General features: G+C 47.0%; 18 protein-coding genes. 8 read left to right on the top strand and 10 right to left on the bottom strand.

Translation table 11 applies throughout. The annotated features are described in order from the left end of the window. The first annotated feature begins 58 nt into the window (after positions 1–58). From I2494_RS15975 to I2494_RS16000, 6 genes are read left to right on the top strand one after another with little or no spacing between them, the layout of a single operon-like run. On the top strand, positions 59–2,554 hold the full coding sequence (locus I2494_RS15975; protein WP_228350989.1) for a phosphoenolpyruvate synthase: 2,496 nt from the start codon (positions 59–61) through the stop codon (positions 2,552–2,554). Further along, positions 2,544–2,819 (top strand): PEP-utilizing enzyme, encoded by a 276-nt coding sequence (locus I2494_RS15980; protein ID WP_267081316.1) that lies wholly within the window; start codon positions 2,544–2,546, stop codon positions 2,817–2,819. Before I2494_RS15975 ends, I2494_RS15980 begins: the two co-directional genes overlap by 11 nt. After that, positions 2,816–3,862 carry a hypothetical protein gene (locus I2494_RS15985; protein ID WP_218467855.1) on the top strand — a complete coding sequence of 349 codons (1,047 nt, stop codon included), beginning with the start codon at positions 2,816–2,818 and terminating at the stop codon, positions 3,860–3,862. Before I2494_RS15980 ends, I2494_RS15985 begins: the two co-directional genes overlap by 4 nt. Beyond that, complete coding sequence (locus I2494_RS15990; RefSeq protein ID WP_228350991.1) at positions 3,862–5,448, top strand: AMP-binding protein; 1,587 nt, start codon at positions 3,862–3,864, stop codon at positions 5,446–5,448. The genes I2494_RS15985 and I2494_RS15990 overlap by 1 nt, the downstream gene beginning before the upstream one ends. Continuing rightward, the gene (locus I2494_RS15995) at positions 5,448–6,071 is read left to right on the top strand and encodes a CDP-alcohol phosphatidyltransferase family protein (RefSeq protein WP_218467856.1); all 624 of its coding nucleotides are present in this window, start codon (positions 5,448–5,450) and stop codon (positions 6,069–6,071) included. Before I2494_RS15990 ends, I2494_RS15995 begins: the two co-directional genes overlap by 1 nt. A 55-nt stretch (positions 6,072–6,126) precedes the next feature. Next, on the top strand, positions 6,127–6,543 hold the full coding sequence (locus tag I2494_RS16000) for a CDP-archaeol synthase (protein ID WP_228350992.1): 417 nt from the start codon (positions 6,127–6,129) through the stop codon (positions 6,541–6,543). Between the two features lie 137 nt (positions 6,544–6,680). On the opposite strand, the gene rnk is transcribed toward I2494_RS16000, so the two are convergent. The 10 genes from rnk to I2494_RS16050 form a co-directional block, all read right to left on the bottom strand. After that, on the bottom strand, positions 6,681–7,076 hold the full coding sequence (rnk, locus tag I2494_RS16005; protein ID WP_218467857.1) for a nucleoside diphosphate kinase regulator: 396 nt from the start codon (positions 7,074–7,076) through the stop codon (positions 6,681–6,683). Between the two features lie 326 nt (positions 7,077–7,402). Further along, positions 7,403–8,275: an RNase adapter RapZ gene (gene rapZ, locus I2494_RS16010; RefSeq protein WP_140920150.1), complete on the bottom strand. Its 873-nt coding sequence runs from the start codon at positions 8,273–8,275 to the stop codon at positions 7,403–7,405. A 132-nt stretch (positions 8,276–8,407) separates the two neighbouring features. Then, complete coding sequence (ptsN, locus tag I2494_RS16015; protein WP_407657921.1) at positions 8,408–8,917, bottom strand: PTS IIA-like nitrogen regulatory protein PtsN; 510 nt, start codon at positions 8,915–8,917, stop codon at positions 8,408–8,410. 20 nt (positions 8,918–8,937) lie between these two features. Continuing rightward, entirely contained in the window at positions 8,938–10,368 is a 1,431-nt protein-coding gene (gene rpoN, locus I2494_RS16020) for an RNA polymerase factor sigma-54 (protein WP_218467859.1), read from the bottom strand. 70 nt (positions 10,369–10,438) lie between these two features. After that, positions 10,439–11,164, bottom strand: coding sequence for an LPS export ABC transporter ATP-binding protein (lptB, locus tag I2494_RS16025; RefSeq protein ID WP_130592741.1), 726 nt, complete (start codon positions 11,162–11,164; stop codon positions 10,439–10,441). 42 nt (positions 11,165–11,206) lie between these two features. Next, positions 11,207–11,728, bottom strand: a complete 522-nt coding sequence (gene lptA, locus I2494_RS16030) for a lipopolysaccharide ABC transporter substrate-binding protein LptA (RefSeq protein WP_218467860.1) — start codon at positions 11,726–11,728, stop codon at positions 11,207–11,209. Then, positions 11,706–12,299, bottom strand: coding sequence for an LPS export ABC transporter periplasmic protein LptC (gene lptC / locus I2494_RS16035; protein WP_218467940.1), 594 nt, complete (start codon positions 12,297–12,299; stop codon positions 11,706–11,708). The genes lptA and lptC overlap by 23 nt, the downstream gene beginning before the upstream one ends. Before the next feature lie 2 nt (positions 12,300–12,301). Next, positions 12,302–12,850, bottom strand: coding sequence for a 3-deoxy-manno-octulosonate-8-phosphatase KdsC (gene kdsC / locus I2494_RS16040; protein ID WP_218467861.1), 549 nt, complete (start codon positions 12,848–12,850; stop codon positions 12,302–12,304). Positions 12,851–12,902: 52 nt separating this feature from the next. Next, entirely contained in the window at positions 12,903–13,871 is a 969-nt protein-coding gene (gene kdsD / locus I2494_RS16045; protein WP_218467862.1) for an arabinose-5-phosphate isomerase KdsD, read from the bottom strand. A 64-nt stretch (positions 13,872–13,935) separates the two neighbouring features. Next, on the bottom strand, positions 13,936–14,904 hold the full coding sequence (locus I2494_RS16050) for a calcium/sodium antiporter (RefSeq protein ID WP_218467863.1): 969 nt from the start codon (positions 14,902–14,904) through the stop codon (positions 13,936–13,938). Between the two features lie 299 nt (positions 14,905–15,203). Between I2494_RS16050 and mlaF the strand changes: the two genes are divergently transcribed. Together mlaF and mlaE are read left to right on the top strand one after the other, a co-directional pair. Continuing rightward, positions 15,204–16,007 (top strand): phospholipid ABC transporter ATP-binding protein MlaF, encoded by an 804-nt coding sequence (gene mlaF / locus I2494_RS16055; protein WP_218467864.1) that lies wholly within the window; start codon positions 15,204–15,206, stop codon positions 16,005–16,007. Further along, positions 16,007–16,789, top strand: a complete 783-nt coding sequence (gene mlaE, locus I2494_RS16060) for a lipid asymmetry maintenance ABC transporter permease subunit MlaE (RefSeq protein ID WP_130592736.1) — start codon at positions 16,007–16,009, stop codon at positions 16,787–16,789. Before mlaF ends, mlaE begins: the two co-directional genes overlap by 1 nt. Position 16,790 lies beyond the last annotated feature (1 nt).

The raw sequence follows: 16,790 nt of genomic DNA on the forward strand, positions 1-16,790 counted from the left end.
TTTGCCAGTTTATTCAGTGGGTTTTCTATTGGATAGCTGACTTCACCGGAGCGCTCAAATGGACTCTATGACAGACTTATATTCACAACATCAGGCCGTACAATTAACTCAGGATCAATTGGGTGGAAAAGCCGCCAACCTTTTATGGCTATCGCTGGAGCAGTATCCGGTACCAGAATGGTGGGTGGTACCCAGCGATACCCTGATTCAAATCGTTACTCAGGATCCGATTAGCGCCGAAATGGTGCAGCGTTTAACCACTGTGACTGCAGATATCACCCTTGAGGCGCTGGAAAGGCTTGCCGCTCCGCTGCGTCAGCGAATACAACAGGCAGCATTGCCAGAAGGCCTGCAACAGCAGCTCTGCACTTTGCTGGTGGACTATCCCGATACCTTTTTCTCTGTTCGTTCATCCGCGGTAGGTGAAGATGCGGATAATGCCTCTTTTGCCGGGCAGATGGACAGCTATCTGTTCCAGCAGGGTTTTGAAGCGATCGGCGCAAGCATCTGTGCTGTGATGGCTTCTGCTTTTAATACAAGGGCTCTGCAATATCGGCTGCACAGGGGACTTCCGATGGATAATATCCGCTGTGCCGTGATTATTCAGAAAATGGTGGACGGTGAAGTGTCCGGCGTGATGTTTACCGCACATCCGGTGACCGGGAGTCGGCAGCATGGGTTAATCTCCGCGGCATGGGGCGTTGGTGAAGGAGTGGTTTCCGGTGAATGTGATACCGATGAGTTTAGTGTTCATCTGTTTAAGGATGAGATAGAACGCCGTATTGTCGAAAAACGTGTTGCGTTAGTGTTTGATAAAGTCAGTCGGCGAGGTACTGTCACTCAAGATATTGTTCAGGACAACCAGTGGGCCGAAACCCTCACCGATGCACAAATTTATGCGTTACGGGATACGGGCAATAGCATCGCCCGCCATTGCGGTTGCCCGCAGGATATTGAGTGGACGATTAAAGACCAGCAGCTCTATATATTACAAACTCGTCCGATTACCCGCTTGCCGAAAGTTGCCGATCCTGTTGATCGTAATCTGGTATTTAATAACGCCAATATTCAGGAGTCCTATTGTGGAGTAACCACGCCGCTGACTTTTTCTTTTGCCAGCGCCGCCTATGCGACGGTATATGAGCAAACCATGCGTATTCTTGGCTGTTCTGATAAACAGGTTAATCAGTCTCAGGACATGTTAGATAACATGCTGGGGCTGATTAAAGGGCGAGTTTATTACAATATTAATAACTGGTATCGCGGCTTGCTGATGTTGCCATCATTCAAAACCAATAAGCAGGATATGGAACGGATGATGGGACTGACGGACCAGGTGGATTTTATCCAATCCCGTGAGTTTAGCCTGTGGGAGAAAGCCAGTAAATTGCCGGGCATGGCCAAAGCTTTGGTTCGACTGCTGGCCGCATTCCGTAATATGGATAAAAACGTAGAGCAGTTTTTACAACAGTTCAAAACCCTCACGGCAAACATTCCTCGTGACCGCCTGCATACGCTTACCGCGAACCAACTGACAGAACAGCTTAAGTATCTGGATACTCATCTGCTACAGCGTTGGACGACGCCAATTCTTAATGATTTTTACGTCATGATGTATAACGGACGGGTGTACCGTACTCTGGAAGCTGCGGGTGTCGAAAAAACCGCGGCCCTGATGGGCGATTTACTCTCCGGCGAAGAGGATATTGAGAGTACTCAGCCGACCAAAGAACTGTTGGTCATGTGTCAGTATGTCCGCTCTAAACCAGAATTGCGTAAACTTATTGAGCAGGGGCAGGGGGATACGCTGTTAAGCCAGCTTAAAACGCAGAATCCTCATTTCTACCAGCAGTGTAATGATTATATTGAAAAATATGGCGATCGCACTATGGGGGAAATGAAGCTGGAAACCTTAACGCTTCGTTATGACTCCCGGTTTCTGTTCACCATCTTAAAAAACTATCTGACGTTGGACGACTTAACGCCAGAATCACTGGCTGCCAGAGAACGAGGGTTACGTACCGAAGCGGAGAATCGGGCATTTAGCGCCGTTGAGCAAAAACTGGGTAATCGCCGTATGCGCTCGTTTAAACGCCATTTGAACCGACTTCGCCAGGCCATTCGCCATCGGGAAAATATGCGCTTTACTCGTACCCGAATGATTGGACTCTACCGTGACCTGTTTAATCAACTTGGCCGTCAGTATGCGCTGGAAGGTATTCTCTCTCAGTCTCGTGATGTTTTTTATCTCACCCTGAATGAGATCTATAGCGGCTACGAAGGAACTGCGGTTCAAACTCAGCTTAAGCCGTTGGTTGAATCCCGTCAGCAGGAATATGCCGGCTATGAGGCAGAAGATTTATCCCATCATTTCTATTGTCATGGTTCTTTGTTCCAGCAGCATGACTTTGCCTATCCTCATCAGGTGGAAGAAACTTCATCAGATATCAATCAGTTGCATGGTATTGGTTGCTACCCCGGTATCGTGGAAACCACGGTGCGCTTAATTAAATCACCTGAAGATGAGATTGTCCGGACAGATCTTGTGCACTGAGCGAACCGATCCCGGCTGGGCGCCGCTATTTCCAACGGCTGGCGGGTTGCTGATAGAGCGAGGTTCTACTTTGTTTCACTCTGCGGTGGTAGCCAGAGAGATGGGAATCCCTGCCATTGTCGGTATTCCTAATATCACCCGTTTATTGCGTAATGGTGAGTATGTCCGTATGGACGGGGGAGCCGGTACGGTGACGCGTCTGGATCTGGAGGAAAAGATCCAGACTGTGGTCGAAGAAAATATATCGGAGGATGCGCTGGCATGATTAACGCCTCTGAATGGCTGCCCCACCAATCGCTATCTGACGCTTTCTTGTCGCTTCCGCAGGCGATTTATCGCCATGATCCGCTTTGGCCAGGAGAAAATCAGCCGTCAATTGAGCAACAGTTTAGCCAGCAGAATCCATGGTTTGAGCAGGGGAAGGCCTGGATAGGCACTATCCCCGGAAAGGCTCGTCTGGCGGGTTTTCTACCCTCCCATTTGGTCGAGGGACAGAAGGTGGCGTTTTTTGGTTTTTGGGAAAGTATTAACGATCTGTCCTGCAATCAACATTTGTTCAACGCCCTTGCCGGATGGGCAAAGCAATACGGTATTACTCAACTATACGGGCCGATTAATTTTTCCACTTTTGGTCAGTATCGCATTCGCCTGAACCAGTTTGATAAGGGTGCTTTCTCAGGGGAGCCTTACAATCCACCCTACTATGGAACTTTGCTGGAACAGTTAGGATTTAGCATTAAGCATCGCTATATCTCTACTTTCGATGATGCCAGCACCGCAGCAAATAACTGGTCACAACACTATCGGCGGATCAAAAGGCTACCCATGCCAAATATTGAAATTCATCCGCTGACTCCAGCTTTATGGATGCGCGAACAGCGTCGATTGTTTGAATTTGTCGATCGCCTGTTTAGCCATGGCTTCGCTTACACTCCGCTAAAGTGGGATGAGTTTCAACAGCGTTGTGGTGAGCCCTTTATTCAACGTTTTTGCCCCCATTCTTCTATGTTGGCTCAAACCGCGAGTGGAGACATTGCGGGTTTGACCATCGCACTCCCGGTTTATCGGGACGGCAAAGCAGAGGCCAATTTGTGCAAAACCGTGGCGATACACCCTCGTTTCCGACGTTCGGGTGTGCTTGGCCATTTGTGTAATCAGTTTTTTCAATATACTCGCCAGCACTACCCACGTATTGGCGGGGCGATGATGCGTGACGATAACACAAGCCTGCTTATGTCCAGATCCATGCTTAGTGGAGTCAATCAGAGCCATCATCACTATGCACTTTATAGTAAGGAGCTATCCTGATGAATCTGTGTCAGCTTATCGTTCAGTCCGCTGAGCGTGGCCCCGATAACATGGCGCTCAGTATTCCACTATCTGACAACGAGAGTGTTCACCTGAGCTATCGGGATTTTATTAATCTGGCAGGACATTATCAGTGCCAGCTTATTCAGTCCGGTTTTACTACCGGCGATCGTCTGGTGGTGCTGATTCCCCCCGGGCGATATCTCTATCCTCTGCTTGTTGCCATGTTGGGTTTGGGGATTGTCGCTGTTATGCCGGAGAGAGGCTTGCCCAAAGCGCAATTTCGGGCGGCACTGCGACATTGTCAGCCTAAGGGGATTATTACCATCGCGACAATAGGTAAGTTTTGGCCGTTGTTCCCTGAGCTCTGGCGGATAAAACGATGGGTCGTTGACGGGCCAATACTTGGTATGAAGCAGCTACAGGCCAGTCTTAACCCACCGGATGACATGTTTATTTGTAAGTCTCTTACATCAGAGACTACCGGGTTGATTACCTTTACTTCCGGTACTACAGGAACCCCAAAAGGGGCAAATCGGACTCACGGTAGCCTGATGGAGCAGCATCTGGCTATCGAAAATAATTTTCCTTCAACAATTCATGATGTTGATTTACATAGTTTTCCTGTGCTTGTTTTGCAGTCTTTGAGTACCGGACTACAGAGTTTGTTACCCCATTTTGATTTTGCTAAGCCGGGTGAGGTCAATCCCCTTGATGTTATTCAGCAAATTAGTCGCTTTGGTGTTACACGCATCAGTGGTGCCCCCGCTTATATGCAAAAAATTATCCGTTATGCACAAACGCAGGGCTTAACCTTTCCTAAGGTTCGTCAGGTTGTTATCGGTGGTGCACCGGGCAATAAAGCGTTGTATTTGGGCTGCCTGCAAGTTTTTCCTCTGGCACAGCAGCATGTCATTTATGGTTCAACAGAAGCGGAGCCTATTGCTTCTATCGATCTGCAAACCTTAACCGAGTATTGGTCGCAACATGATGGCTATCTGGTTGGTAAGCCGATAGAGGTTGCTGAGATCTGCCTGCGGGAAATCATGCTGTCCGGAGATTCAGGGGCACTTAAAGCACCGATTGCCGGTGAAATCGGTGAAATTCTGGTGGCCGGGCCTCATGTGCTGTCGGAATATATTGATAATCCGCAGGCTACCCGGCTGCATAAAATTCCTCGAGAACAGGGTGGAATCTGGCACTGTACCGGAGATGTAGGTTACTTCGATGAATCAGGGCAAATATGGCTGCTGGGGCGAGTCAATGACGGGATCATGGTAAATCAGCAACGAATAATATATCCCTATACGCTTGAAAAAAGGCTTAACGATCTTAAAGAGATAGATCGTTGTGCTTTGGTAGCCCATCCGGAAGGGAATGCTGCTTTGATTTTGCAGTGTACCAGCCTGCCACAAGATCTGGCGGTCATTCTGGAAGAGCTACAGCTGGCAGATGCTACCCGAATTTACCAAATACCGGAGATGCCGGTTGATGTTCGGCATAACAGTAAAATTAACCGTCTGCAGCTGAAAAGTTTACTGGTAAAAAATGCTTTAACAGCCTGCCGTTTGAACCGGGAGGCTTAGTGAAACAATCTCATTTTCTCGTACGTTTAAATTCTGCCGATTGCATTACATTGCTTGGATTACTTTTTAGTGCCATTGCGATGGTTTGCGCTCTGCATCAGCAGTTATTTTTATCGGTTTCTTGGCTATTTCTTGCCATGTTAGCCGATGCACTCGATGGTATCTGGGCTCGTCGCAATAAACTGGTTCGTGCTTTTGGGCGTTATCTTGATGGGTTTATGGATCAGTTGATTTACCTGATTTCACCGGCAGTAGTGTTATACCTTTCTGGTTTTGATGGCTACTGGTCACTGTTTTTATTGCTGATGATTGCCTGCGGGTCTATCCGGCTCTCGGTGTTTAATGAAGTAGGTAATATCGAAGGTGGCAGTGGGCTTTCTTATCTGGGGATGCCAGTATTCTGGAGCCTGTTTATTCTTAGTGCTTATCTGCTGCTACGTTTTGTTCTATCACCGTTGCCGGGCTATCTGTTGCTTAGTACTACGCTGTTTCTGTTTAGCATGGCTATGTTGTGGCGACGGCCGTTTTATAAATTTAAGCATCTTAGCGTCATCGTATTGATTACCTTGTCTGGCGCATTCACTTTCTTCCTGCTCCATTTTAGAGGCTTCTGTGTGGTATAAAATATTACATGCCTGGTATCTGATGATCCCCGTGATACTAGGGGGCTGTGCCCATATGGTCATTGTTAAATATCACCGTTTTTCTGCGCTAAATATTCCTCTGGCTCCCTCCTGCTTCGGTGCCAATAAAACCTGGCGTGGACTGTTGCTGGTTCCTTTGTTAACCGCGCTGTTTTCTCTTTTGTGGATACCTATCGCTCAACTGCATTCACAACAGATATTGCCAGTGCTAATAGAAGAGTGCCTGCTGGCAGGGATGTTTGCCGGGCTTGGCTATATTTTGCTGGAGTTGCCTAACTCATGGATGAAAAGACGACTGGGTATTCCCCCGGGCACCTTACCCACTCGAAACCGGGCTTTTTTTATCTTCAGCGATCAGGTGGACTCGGCTATTGGCGTAACCTTAGCCTATACCCTCTATTTTGAATTGCCTGCCGTTTCAGCAATGCTGGTTCTGATTTTTTCTTGCTGAGTGCTTTTGTGGTGAAACGCCTGTTGTATTTACTGGCGTTGAAGAAGACGAAGTTTTAGGTTTGCTGTTGGATTAAAAGTGCAGCGTTATGTTGCTGCACTTATTTGCTATCTCATTTTTGAACCGGACTACGATACTTAGCCAACTTTTGGCTGAGACAATATCTCCAGTACTTTAATCTGTGTGACGGTACCGTTTGGTAAATGCCAGCTAATATCATTGCCTGCCCGCATTCCTAACAAGGCTGCGCCGATAGGTGCCATAACGGAAATTTGTTCAGCGCTGTCTTTCAGGTCGTGAGGAAATACCAGAGTGCGAGTCCGTTCTTCCTGGGTGCTGAGATCGATAAACCTCACCCGGCTGTTCATAGTGACAACATCCGCGGGAACTTCATCTGGTGCAACAATTTCAGCCCGATCGATTTCTGCATTAAGTGCCTGAGCCACCGGTGATGAAGCGAATTCAGGGTGTTCAAGCAGCATGTCGATACGCTCTGCATCCAGTTCATTTATGATTATGGCGGGTTTATGCATACATCACTCCGATAATATCTTTGATTAGACTAGTCCTATCTAATTTTAGGGTTCATTGTTTGTCGGCCTGAATTTCAGACCAGCAGTAAAATAATATACTAAGCAAAACAAAACCCCCGCAGGTTGAATGCGGGGGCTAAGAGCGCTGTTTCCTGAATATTAATAAAACCACGTTAAATTAAAGAGATCGGGATCACGCTCTACAGATTCTGGTTTTATATCGTCTTTGGCTTACCGGGCATTTTGAGCGCCGGAGCAATACGATAAGATGCTAAATCAATCATATCAGTAAAGCAGACCAAAGGCGAATTAACGATGTTTATCGCTTAGTTACTGTTTTTTCCGTCATTTTTACGTTTTTCCAACGTACGATGGCGCGACTGTACGTTTTTCCCACGAGAACGGAAATAATCAGCCAACTGTTCTGCTACATAAACGGAACGATGTTTACCACCGGTACAACCAATCGCGACTGTCAGATAGCTGCGATTATTGGTTTCCAGCATCGGTAACCATTGTTCAAGGTAGCTACGAGTCTGATAAATAAAATTATGTACTTCAGTATGGCGATCCAAAAAGGAGGCTACAGGCTTATCTAAACCTGTCATTGGGCGAAGTTTTGGATCCCAATGTGGATTTGGTAAAAAACGAACGTCAAAAACATAGTCGGCATCAATTGGAATACCGTGTTTAAAGCCGAATGACTCAAATACCATGGTCAGTTCGCGTTCACGTTTACCCAGCAGTCGGGTTCTCAGCATTTCAGCCAGTTCATGAACGGACATTTCTGCGGTATCGATAATCAGGTCAGCTCGTGAACGCAATGGCTCAAGCAGGGTGTCTTCTTCATCGATGGCACTTTCCAGCGATAAATTCTTATTCGATAGCGGGTGCAGGCGACGGGTATCGCTGTAACGTCTGATTAGTGTGTTACGATCGGCATCAAGGAACAATAGCTGAGGAGAAAAATCGCCTGGCAGATTATTCAGCACTTCTTCCAGAATTTCTGGCGTTTCAGGTAAATTTCGCACATCGATACTGACCGCTGCAGATGTCTTTCTTTCCGCCAGCGTTTCGGCTAACTGGGGCAGTAAGACTACTGGTAAATTATCGACGCAGTAGAAACCCATATCTTCCAGCGCGCGCAGCGCTACGGACTTACCTGAGCCTGAGCGGCCGCTGACAATCATCAGCACCATGTTGCTATTCCTCTTAATCATCACGATACGATATCAATATCGTCGGTATCTGAACCTTACACAACGCTTCATGTGTTGCTTTGGGCTAAACATCACCCCTGACAGAATAAACGTTAACACGAACAATCGTTTTTAAACAGATTGATTTTCAGTTGGTTCATTCTCTTTATCAGACGATTCCTGTGTAAATAGCTGATAAAGCTCTTCATCGGTTTGTGCCATTCGTAACTGGCGACACAAAGTTTTGTCTGCCAGACGCTGAGCTATGGCTGATAGTGTCTCCAGATAGGCCTGACACTCATCTGCCGGAACTAACAGGGCGAACAGGATATCAACCGGTTGATTATCGACCGCATCAAAACTGATAGGACTATCCAGTGTGATAAATACGCCTACGGCACGAGTAGTGTCTTCTTCCAGTTTGCCGTGGGGAAGAGCAATGCCTGCGCCAATACCGGTGCTGCCCATGCGTTCACGGTTGAGGATAGCCTCAAACACCACACTGGTGGGTATGTTTAATTGGCTGGCAGCCATTTCGCTGACAATCTCTAACGCCCGTTTTTTACTGGAGCAGTGAACGGCACTGCGTGTGCTGTCTAATTTCAGAATAGAGCGTAATTGCATGGTGGATAACGTGTTCATCATTTGTAGGAACCATTGAGTCAGATCAGTTGTTTACGCTGATTTGACGGGGGAATAGATAACGACTCCCTGTATTTTGCTACCGTCCTTCTGGCAACAATAATCCCTTGGTCGGTTAACATGCTGGCGATTTTACTGTCGCTCAGCGGCTTACCTGGATTTTCAGCCGAAATCAATTTTTTAACCAGTGCACGTATTGCGGTAGAAGAGGCTTCGCCGCCGCTATCGGTATTTACGTGACTGGAAAAGAAGTATTTTAACTCAAATATCCCTCTGGGGCTATGTAAGTACTTTTGAGTTGTTACGCGTGAGATGGTTGACTCATGCATATCAACGGCTTGGGCGATATCCGCCAAAACCATGGGTTTCATGTATTCTGCACCCAGTTCAAAGAATTCTTCCTGCCGTTCTACAATACATTCCGTTACCCTAAGTAGCGTGTCGTTACGACTTTCAAGGCTTTTAATCAGCCAGCGGGCATCCTGCAAATTGGTACGGATATATTGATTATCACTGGCATTGTGGGTATTTGCCATTGAAGCGTAGTGCTGGTTAATCTGCAAGCGTGGGATACTTTCTGTATTGAGTTCAACCACCCATTTGCCCTGAACTTTGCGCACCAACACATCAGGAATAACGTATTCAGACTCACTGGAATGAATTGACTGACCGGGACGAGGATCAAGGCTCTGAATCAGTTGCATGGCACCTTTGAGTGACTCTTCGCTGATACGGCTTAGTTTTAGCAAGGAGCGAAAATCATGGCTACCTAACAGCGCCAGATGGTGATCGGCAATCTGGCGAGCATCATTCAGATAAGGGGTATCAGGAGATAGCTGGGAAAGCTGCACCAGTAAACATTCGCGCAGGTCGCGGGCTGCAACACCCACCGGGTCGAAACGCTGAATACGTTTTAATACCGCTTCGATTTCATCGAGTTCAACTTCGTCTTGCCCCAGGCTGTCAGCAATATCTTCCAGCGAAACCGTCAGATAGCCGGTATTGTCCACCGCATCAATAATAGCGGTAGCAATGGCTTTATCCAGATCGGAGAAAGGGGTGAGATCCATCTGCCACATCAGATGGTCTTGCAGGGTCAGGGTGGTTTCACCCTGAAACACCGGGAGTTCATCATCGCCATAATCGTTATGGGTGCCGGATGGTGTACCAGCGGTATAAATTTCATCCCATGAGGCATCGAGGGGAAGATCTTCAGGAATATCAGACTGCTGTAGTGCTTCGCTGGTATCAAGCTGTTCGTGCTCGGTCTCTTCGCGAGAGTCTATTTCGTCATGATTATCCGCCTGCTCAAGCAGTGGATTGCTTTCCAGCGCGATTTGAATCTCTTGTTGCAGTTCAAGTGTTGACAGTTGCAACAGGCGAATTGCCTGCTGTAACTGAGGTGTCATGGTTAATTGTTGACTTAACTTGAGCTGTAAACCTTGCTTCATAATGACATATTACACTTATTATCGCATTCCGGAATGGCTAAGCGAATGTTCCCACAGAGTAGCACAATAGCTACAATCGGAATTCATTGCCTAAATAAACCCGCTTCACATGTTCATCTTCCAGAATAGATGATGGTGTTCCATGAGCAATTAAATGACCCTGACTAACGATGTAAGCGCGTTCACAAACGTCCAGTGTTTCACGTACGTTATGGTCGGTAATTAATACACCAAGCCCGCTATCGCGCAGATGCTCAATGATTTTCTTGATATCGATAACCGATATCGGATCAACGCCGGCAAAGGGTTCATCCAGTAAAATAAATTTAGGATTAGCCGCTAACGCTCTGGCAATTTCTACCCGACGGCGTTCACCACCGGAGAGTGATTGCCCGAGGTTTTTACGAAGATGCTCAATATGGAACTCTTCCAGCAACTCATTAGCACGATCTTCCCGCTGTTCATTGGTGAGGTCATTGCGAATCTGCAACACCGCCATCAGATTATCGTAAACGCTCAGGCGACGAAATATAGAGGCTTCCTGTGGCAGATAGCCAATACCGCGACGGGCGCGCGCGTGCAGCGGTAACAGACTGATATCTTCACCGTCGATAAGGATCGAACCCGCATCACGCTGGACAATACCCACTACCATGTAAAACGTGGTGGTTTTACCGGCGCCGTTTGGCCCAAGCAAACCGACAATTTCACCGGAATTGACGGTCAGGCTGACATCTTCTACCACTCGGCGACCTTTGTAGGCCTTGGCCAGATTCTCTGCTGTTAACGTTGCCATTCGCTATTGTTTACTCTTTTCTTTAACTGCGGTTAAAAGTGTTTATTTTTTCTGTATCTGAGATGGTACCAGAATGGTGTTTACGCGTTTGCCTTTGTTACTGAACGCTTCCATCTTCTGCTCTTTTACTTTGTAGGTGATTCGATCACCCTGAACATTACTGTCCAGCTGTTCCAGATAGGCGTTGCCCGTCAGGTCAACAAAGTCAGTGGCTAATTCATAGCGGAGTTTTAAGCCCCGGCCTTTTACCGGTTTACCGCTGTCTTGCATTTGGTAGAACGTCACTGGATTACCGAATGCTTCTACCACTTCTTTCCCTTCGTTGCCTTCAGGACGAGTCACAACGACTTTATCAGCTCGAATATCAATAGTTCCCTGCTTCACAATAACATCACCGGTGAAGGTGACGACATTACCATTCATGTCTAATGATTGCTGAGCGGAGCTAATGTTAATCGGCTGATTTGTATCATCCTTTAATGCAAACGCAGAGGCGCTGGTAACCAGAAGTATGCCGGCTACCACGCTGTTAACCACGCTTTTACGATGATGGCTGAGTTTCATTGCCGGCTTTTGGTTGAACTTCATAATAGGTTTTTACCTTTTCAATCAGCTTAGCTGTTCTACTGCGCAGATTACCACGCATCTTCATTCCTTCGGAGGTAAAATTAGCCCCGTACAGAGTAACATGATCGTCAGAGCTGATATCCTGAGTCACCAGATTGACATCAGCGCTGTTAGTCTTGATTCTTTCCAGCTGTGACGTGGTCGTCAGGCTGTTGACCTCAACATTATCATACAGATAAAGCATACGGTCTTTGGTTAATTTCGCGCGATCGGAACGCACTGACCAGGTTGCCACTTTATCCTTGTCATACATAATCATGACCGGTTTAGTGAACCAGGTATCTTCCGGCGTGGCGTAATATTTTACGTCTTCCGCCGTCAATTTGTAATTTAATTGACCTTCCGGATTGTACACTATCGTCACCATTTGTTGGCTCTGATAGGTGGGTTCTTTATCATCCGGTGGCACGATGGTTTTATTGTCATCAAAATCAGCCAGATTCCAGCCAATAAGACCTAAAGCGATTAGCGTTAGTACAATCGTCAGGCTTAGCTTTGTCTTGCTCATACTCATATGGATAGCCCTTGTGCCCCTTCGAGTTTATCTTGCGCTTGCAGAATTAAATCACATAACTCGCGTACAGCACCACGACCACCGGCAATTTGCGTTACATAGTGTGCTTTTGGTAAAAGCAGTGGGTGCGCATCCGCGACGGCTACTGCTAACCCCACTTTTTGCATCACTGGCCAGTCAATCAAATCGTCACCAATATAAGCCACTTGTTCTGGTGCCAGAGAGACATCTTTAAGTATTTTTTCGAAGGCCACCAGTTTATCAGATTGGCCTTGATACAGATGAGTAATTCCCAGAGTTTTCGCACGATTTTCAACCAGCTTAGCGCTACGTCCGGTGATAATAGCGACATCAATACCGGAGGTAATCAGGCAGCGGATACCGTAACCATCACGTACGTTAAAGGCTTTTAGCTCTTCTCCCTGATTACCCATATAAATCAGTCCATCGGACATGACGCCATCGACATCACAGATCAACAGCCGAATTTGAGCCGCCCGTTGAAAAACCTCTTTGCTTACCGCGCCATAGCAGGTGTTAATCATGTTTATACTCTTTTCACTCTTCACTTAAACCATGCAAACCAGCTATTCTGCCTTAAACCACGCCGGCGCGCAGCATATCATGCATATGAACCACGCCCACTAACCGATCGCCTTCAGCCACCAGAACGGCAGTAATATGGCGTGACTGCATCAGATTGAGCGCTTCTACCGCCAGCATATCAGGGCGAATACGAATGCCACCTTTGGTCATCAAATCGGCAATTTTAGCATTGCTGATCTCCACACCCTGATCGAAGACCCGACGCAGATCGCCGTCGGTGAAGATCCCCTGAATCAACATATCGTCATTACAGATAACGGTCAGACCCAGATTTTTTCTGGTAATTTCTACCAGCGCTTCACGCAGTGAAGCCTGATTATTCACCCGTGGAATTTCATCACCGGTGTGCATAATATCACTAACGCGTAATAACAGTTTGCGTCCAAGAGCTCCCCCCGGATGCGACAAGGCGAAGTCGTCAGCAGTGAATCCCCGGGCTTCTAATAAAGCAACGGCTAATGCATCTCCCATTACCAGCGTAGCAGTTGTGCTGGTGGTTGGCGCTAACCCCAGTGGACAAGCCTCCTGAGGAACATTAATGCATAAGTGTGTATCAGCTGCTTTCCCCATCGAACTGTTTGGATTACCGGTCATACAGATCAAGGGAATTTGTAAACGTTTAATCACCGGAATCAGCGCCATAATCTCGCTGGACTCACCGGAGTAAGAGATAGCAATAACAATATCATCCGCAGTGATCATGCCTAAATCACCGTGGCTGGCTTCAGCCGGATGAACAAAGAATGACGGAGTACCGGTACTGGCAAAAGAGGCCGCCATTTTACAACCAATATGCCCGGACTTGCCCATTCCCATCACTACGACTTTACCTTTGCAGTGAAACATCAGCTCACAGGCATGTGAAAAATCCTGATTGATGTATTGATAGAGTTGTTCAAGCCCGGATCGTTCAATATCAAGAACCTGTTTTCCTGCTTGTTGAAAATCAAAGTTAGACATTACTCATTCTCACTGTCATCAATAAAGTTTCCTTTGTCTTATGTTGGAGCGAGGAAACTTAAACTCAGGCGTACGCGGAATACATCAGCACACCAATATAAAGGGTAAAACCAGCTAACAGCGCCATTCCCATTGGTCGGGTTAATCGACGGCTGCGACCCACGCAGAGTAAGGTCAGAAGCAGGCTGGCGGTCAGCATAATCCAGTAATCCCGGCGGAAGGCCTCGCTAAAGAAGCTACCCGGTGAAATTAACGCTGGTATTCCCATGACCACCAGAATATTAAAAATGTTCGAACCAATCACATTGCCCAGCACCATATCATCTTCATGTTTATACATGCCGGTGATAGCAGTTGCTAATTCCGGCAGGCTGGTGCCAATAGCAATAATTGTGAGGCTTATCATCAGTTCACTCAAGCCTAAATAACGGGCAACTACAGTGGCGTTATCTACCGTTATTTTGGCGGCAATGGGTAAAACTAAAACGCCTATCAGTATCCATAAAAAAGCGACGGTTTGGCTTATCTCTTTGGGCGCTTCTGCTTCCTGGCTGACAGAAAGTGAATCCGCCTGTCGGAGAAAATTGCGCTTACTCATTTTGAATACCAGCGCCATAAAGCTGATAAAAGCAACCAGCAGGATAATACCATCACTGCGACTGAGCTGGTTATCATAAAGGACAAAACCCGCCAGTAACATGATCAGAAACAGTAAGGGAGCTTCACGCTTTAGTCGTTTGGAGCGCAGACTCAATGGGCGAATAATCGCAACGCATCCTAAAATGAGTAATATGTTGGTGATGTTAGAGCCAATGGCGTTACCGACCACCATATTAGTTTTACCGTTAAGCCCGGCGGTAACTGAAAATGCCAGCTCCGGCAGTGAGGTACCCATTCCGGTAACCATAATTCCTACAGCAAGACGGGGAATATTTAAGGTGTTGGCGATAGCGGTAGCACCAAAAACTAAGCGGTCAGCACCATAAACCAGCAAAATGAGGCCAATAAACAGCATTACTATGGCGATCAGCATACGTTACCCTGTTTAAAATTGAACTTTTTCATTCATTTATTCGTCTTAGTCAGGTCAGATGGACAGTAACATTCAGGTACCATTTAACACTGTTATTGCTGAATTATCACAAGGGCCTTTGGTTCAGGCAGAGAACATTGGTAAAATCGTTGAGTTAATTTTGACTGGCGTTGGATGAAAAGTAAAACACCGCCTGCGTTTCTGCCTCTGTTGAGTAAGGGGAATGAAATGTTGAGCCCGAGTATATTAATACTTATGATGGACGATATAGGTATTCATCCTGATAGTTTAAGGACGTTATGATTAAATCGGCAGTGAATTTGGTCGAAGTACGGGGGATGTCGTTTTCCCGTAATGGTCGTCCAATATTTCAGGATATCAACCTGACGGTACCCCGCGGTAAAGTGACGGCGATTATGGGGCCTTCAGGCATTGGTAAAACCACATTATTACGGTTAATCGGTGGGCAGTTAGCGCCGGATAGCGGTGATATCATTTTTGACGGGGATAATATCCCAACGCTTTCCCGTCGCCACCTGTATGAAGTCCGTAAAAAGATGAGCATGTTGTTCCAGTCCGGGGCGCTGTTTACTGATTTAACGGTGTTTGACAATGTGGCTTATCCTTTACGGGAACATACTAAATTACCCGAAGCATTACTGCACAGTACCGTATTGATGAAGCTGGAGGCCGTTGGCCTGCGTGGTGCTGCTAACTTGATGCCGGCAGAATTATCGGGCGGTATGGCGCGCCGGGCTGCGTTGGCTCGGGCAATTGCTCTTGAACCTGAACTGATTATGTTCGATGAACCTTTTGTCGGTCAGGATCCAATCACCATGGGGGTACTGGTTAAACTTATTGATGAGCTTAACCATTCATTAGGTATCACCTGTATTGTTGTTTCACACGATGTACCGGAAGTACTGAGCATTGCTGATTATGCTTATATTGTGGCGGAGCATCGTGTTATTGCAGAAGGAACGCCGGACGAATTACGTGCTAATCCTGACCCTCGCGCCAGACAGTTTCTGGACGGTGTGGCGGATGGCCCGGTTCCTTTCCGTTTTCCCGCCGGTGATTATAAAACGGAGTTACTAAGTTAATGTTGCTACAGGCATTGGCGTCTTTAGGGCGTCGTGGTATCCAATTTTGCACCTCTTTTGGCCGTTCCGGGCTGATGCTGTATGGGGCACTGGTTGGAAAGCCGGAGTTTCGCAAGCAGTGGCCGCTTTTACTCAAGCAACTGTATGTTGTGGGCGTTCAGTCACTGCTGATTATTATGGTTTCCGGCCTGTTTATCGGTATGGTTCTGGGCTTGCAAGGCTATCTGATTCTGACCACCTACAGTGCTGAAGCCAGTCTGGGTATGATGGTGGCACTCTCTTTACTGCGCGAACTGGGGCCGGTTGTTACCGCCTTACTGTTTGCCGGTCGGGCTGGCTCAGCGTTAACCGCAGAGATTGGTCTGATGAAGGCAACAGAACAGCTCTCCAGCCTGGAGATGATGGCCATTGACCCACTGCGTCGGGTGATTACCCCACGTTTTTGGGCCGGTTTTATCAGTATGCCATTGCTAACTGCTATTTTTGTAGCGGTAGGTATTCTGGGCGGAGCGATGGTAGGCGTGGACTGGAAAGGAATCGATGATGGTTTCTTCTGGGCTGCGATGCAGGACTCTGTTAGCTGGCACACTGACCTGCTGAACTGTTTAATTAAAAGTGTAGTATTTGCAATCACAGTAACCTGGATTGCGCTTTATAATGGCTATGACTGTATTCCTACGTCGGAAGGAATTAGCCAGGCGACTACTCGTACCGTCGTACATGCCTCTCTCGCCGTATTAGGTGTAGATTTTGTACTGACCGCAATGATGTTTGGGAATTAAA

The organism is Limnobaculum allomyrinae (assembly GCF_016649425.1).
Lineage (GTDB): Bacteria > Pseudomonadota > Gammaproteobacteria > Enterobacterales > Enterobacteriaceae > Limnobaculum > Limnobaculum allomyrinae.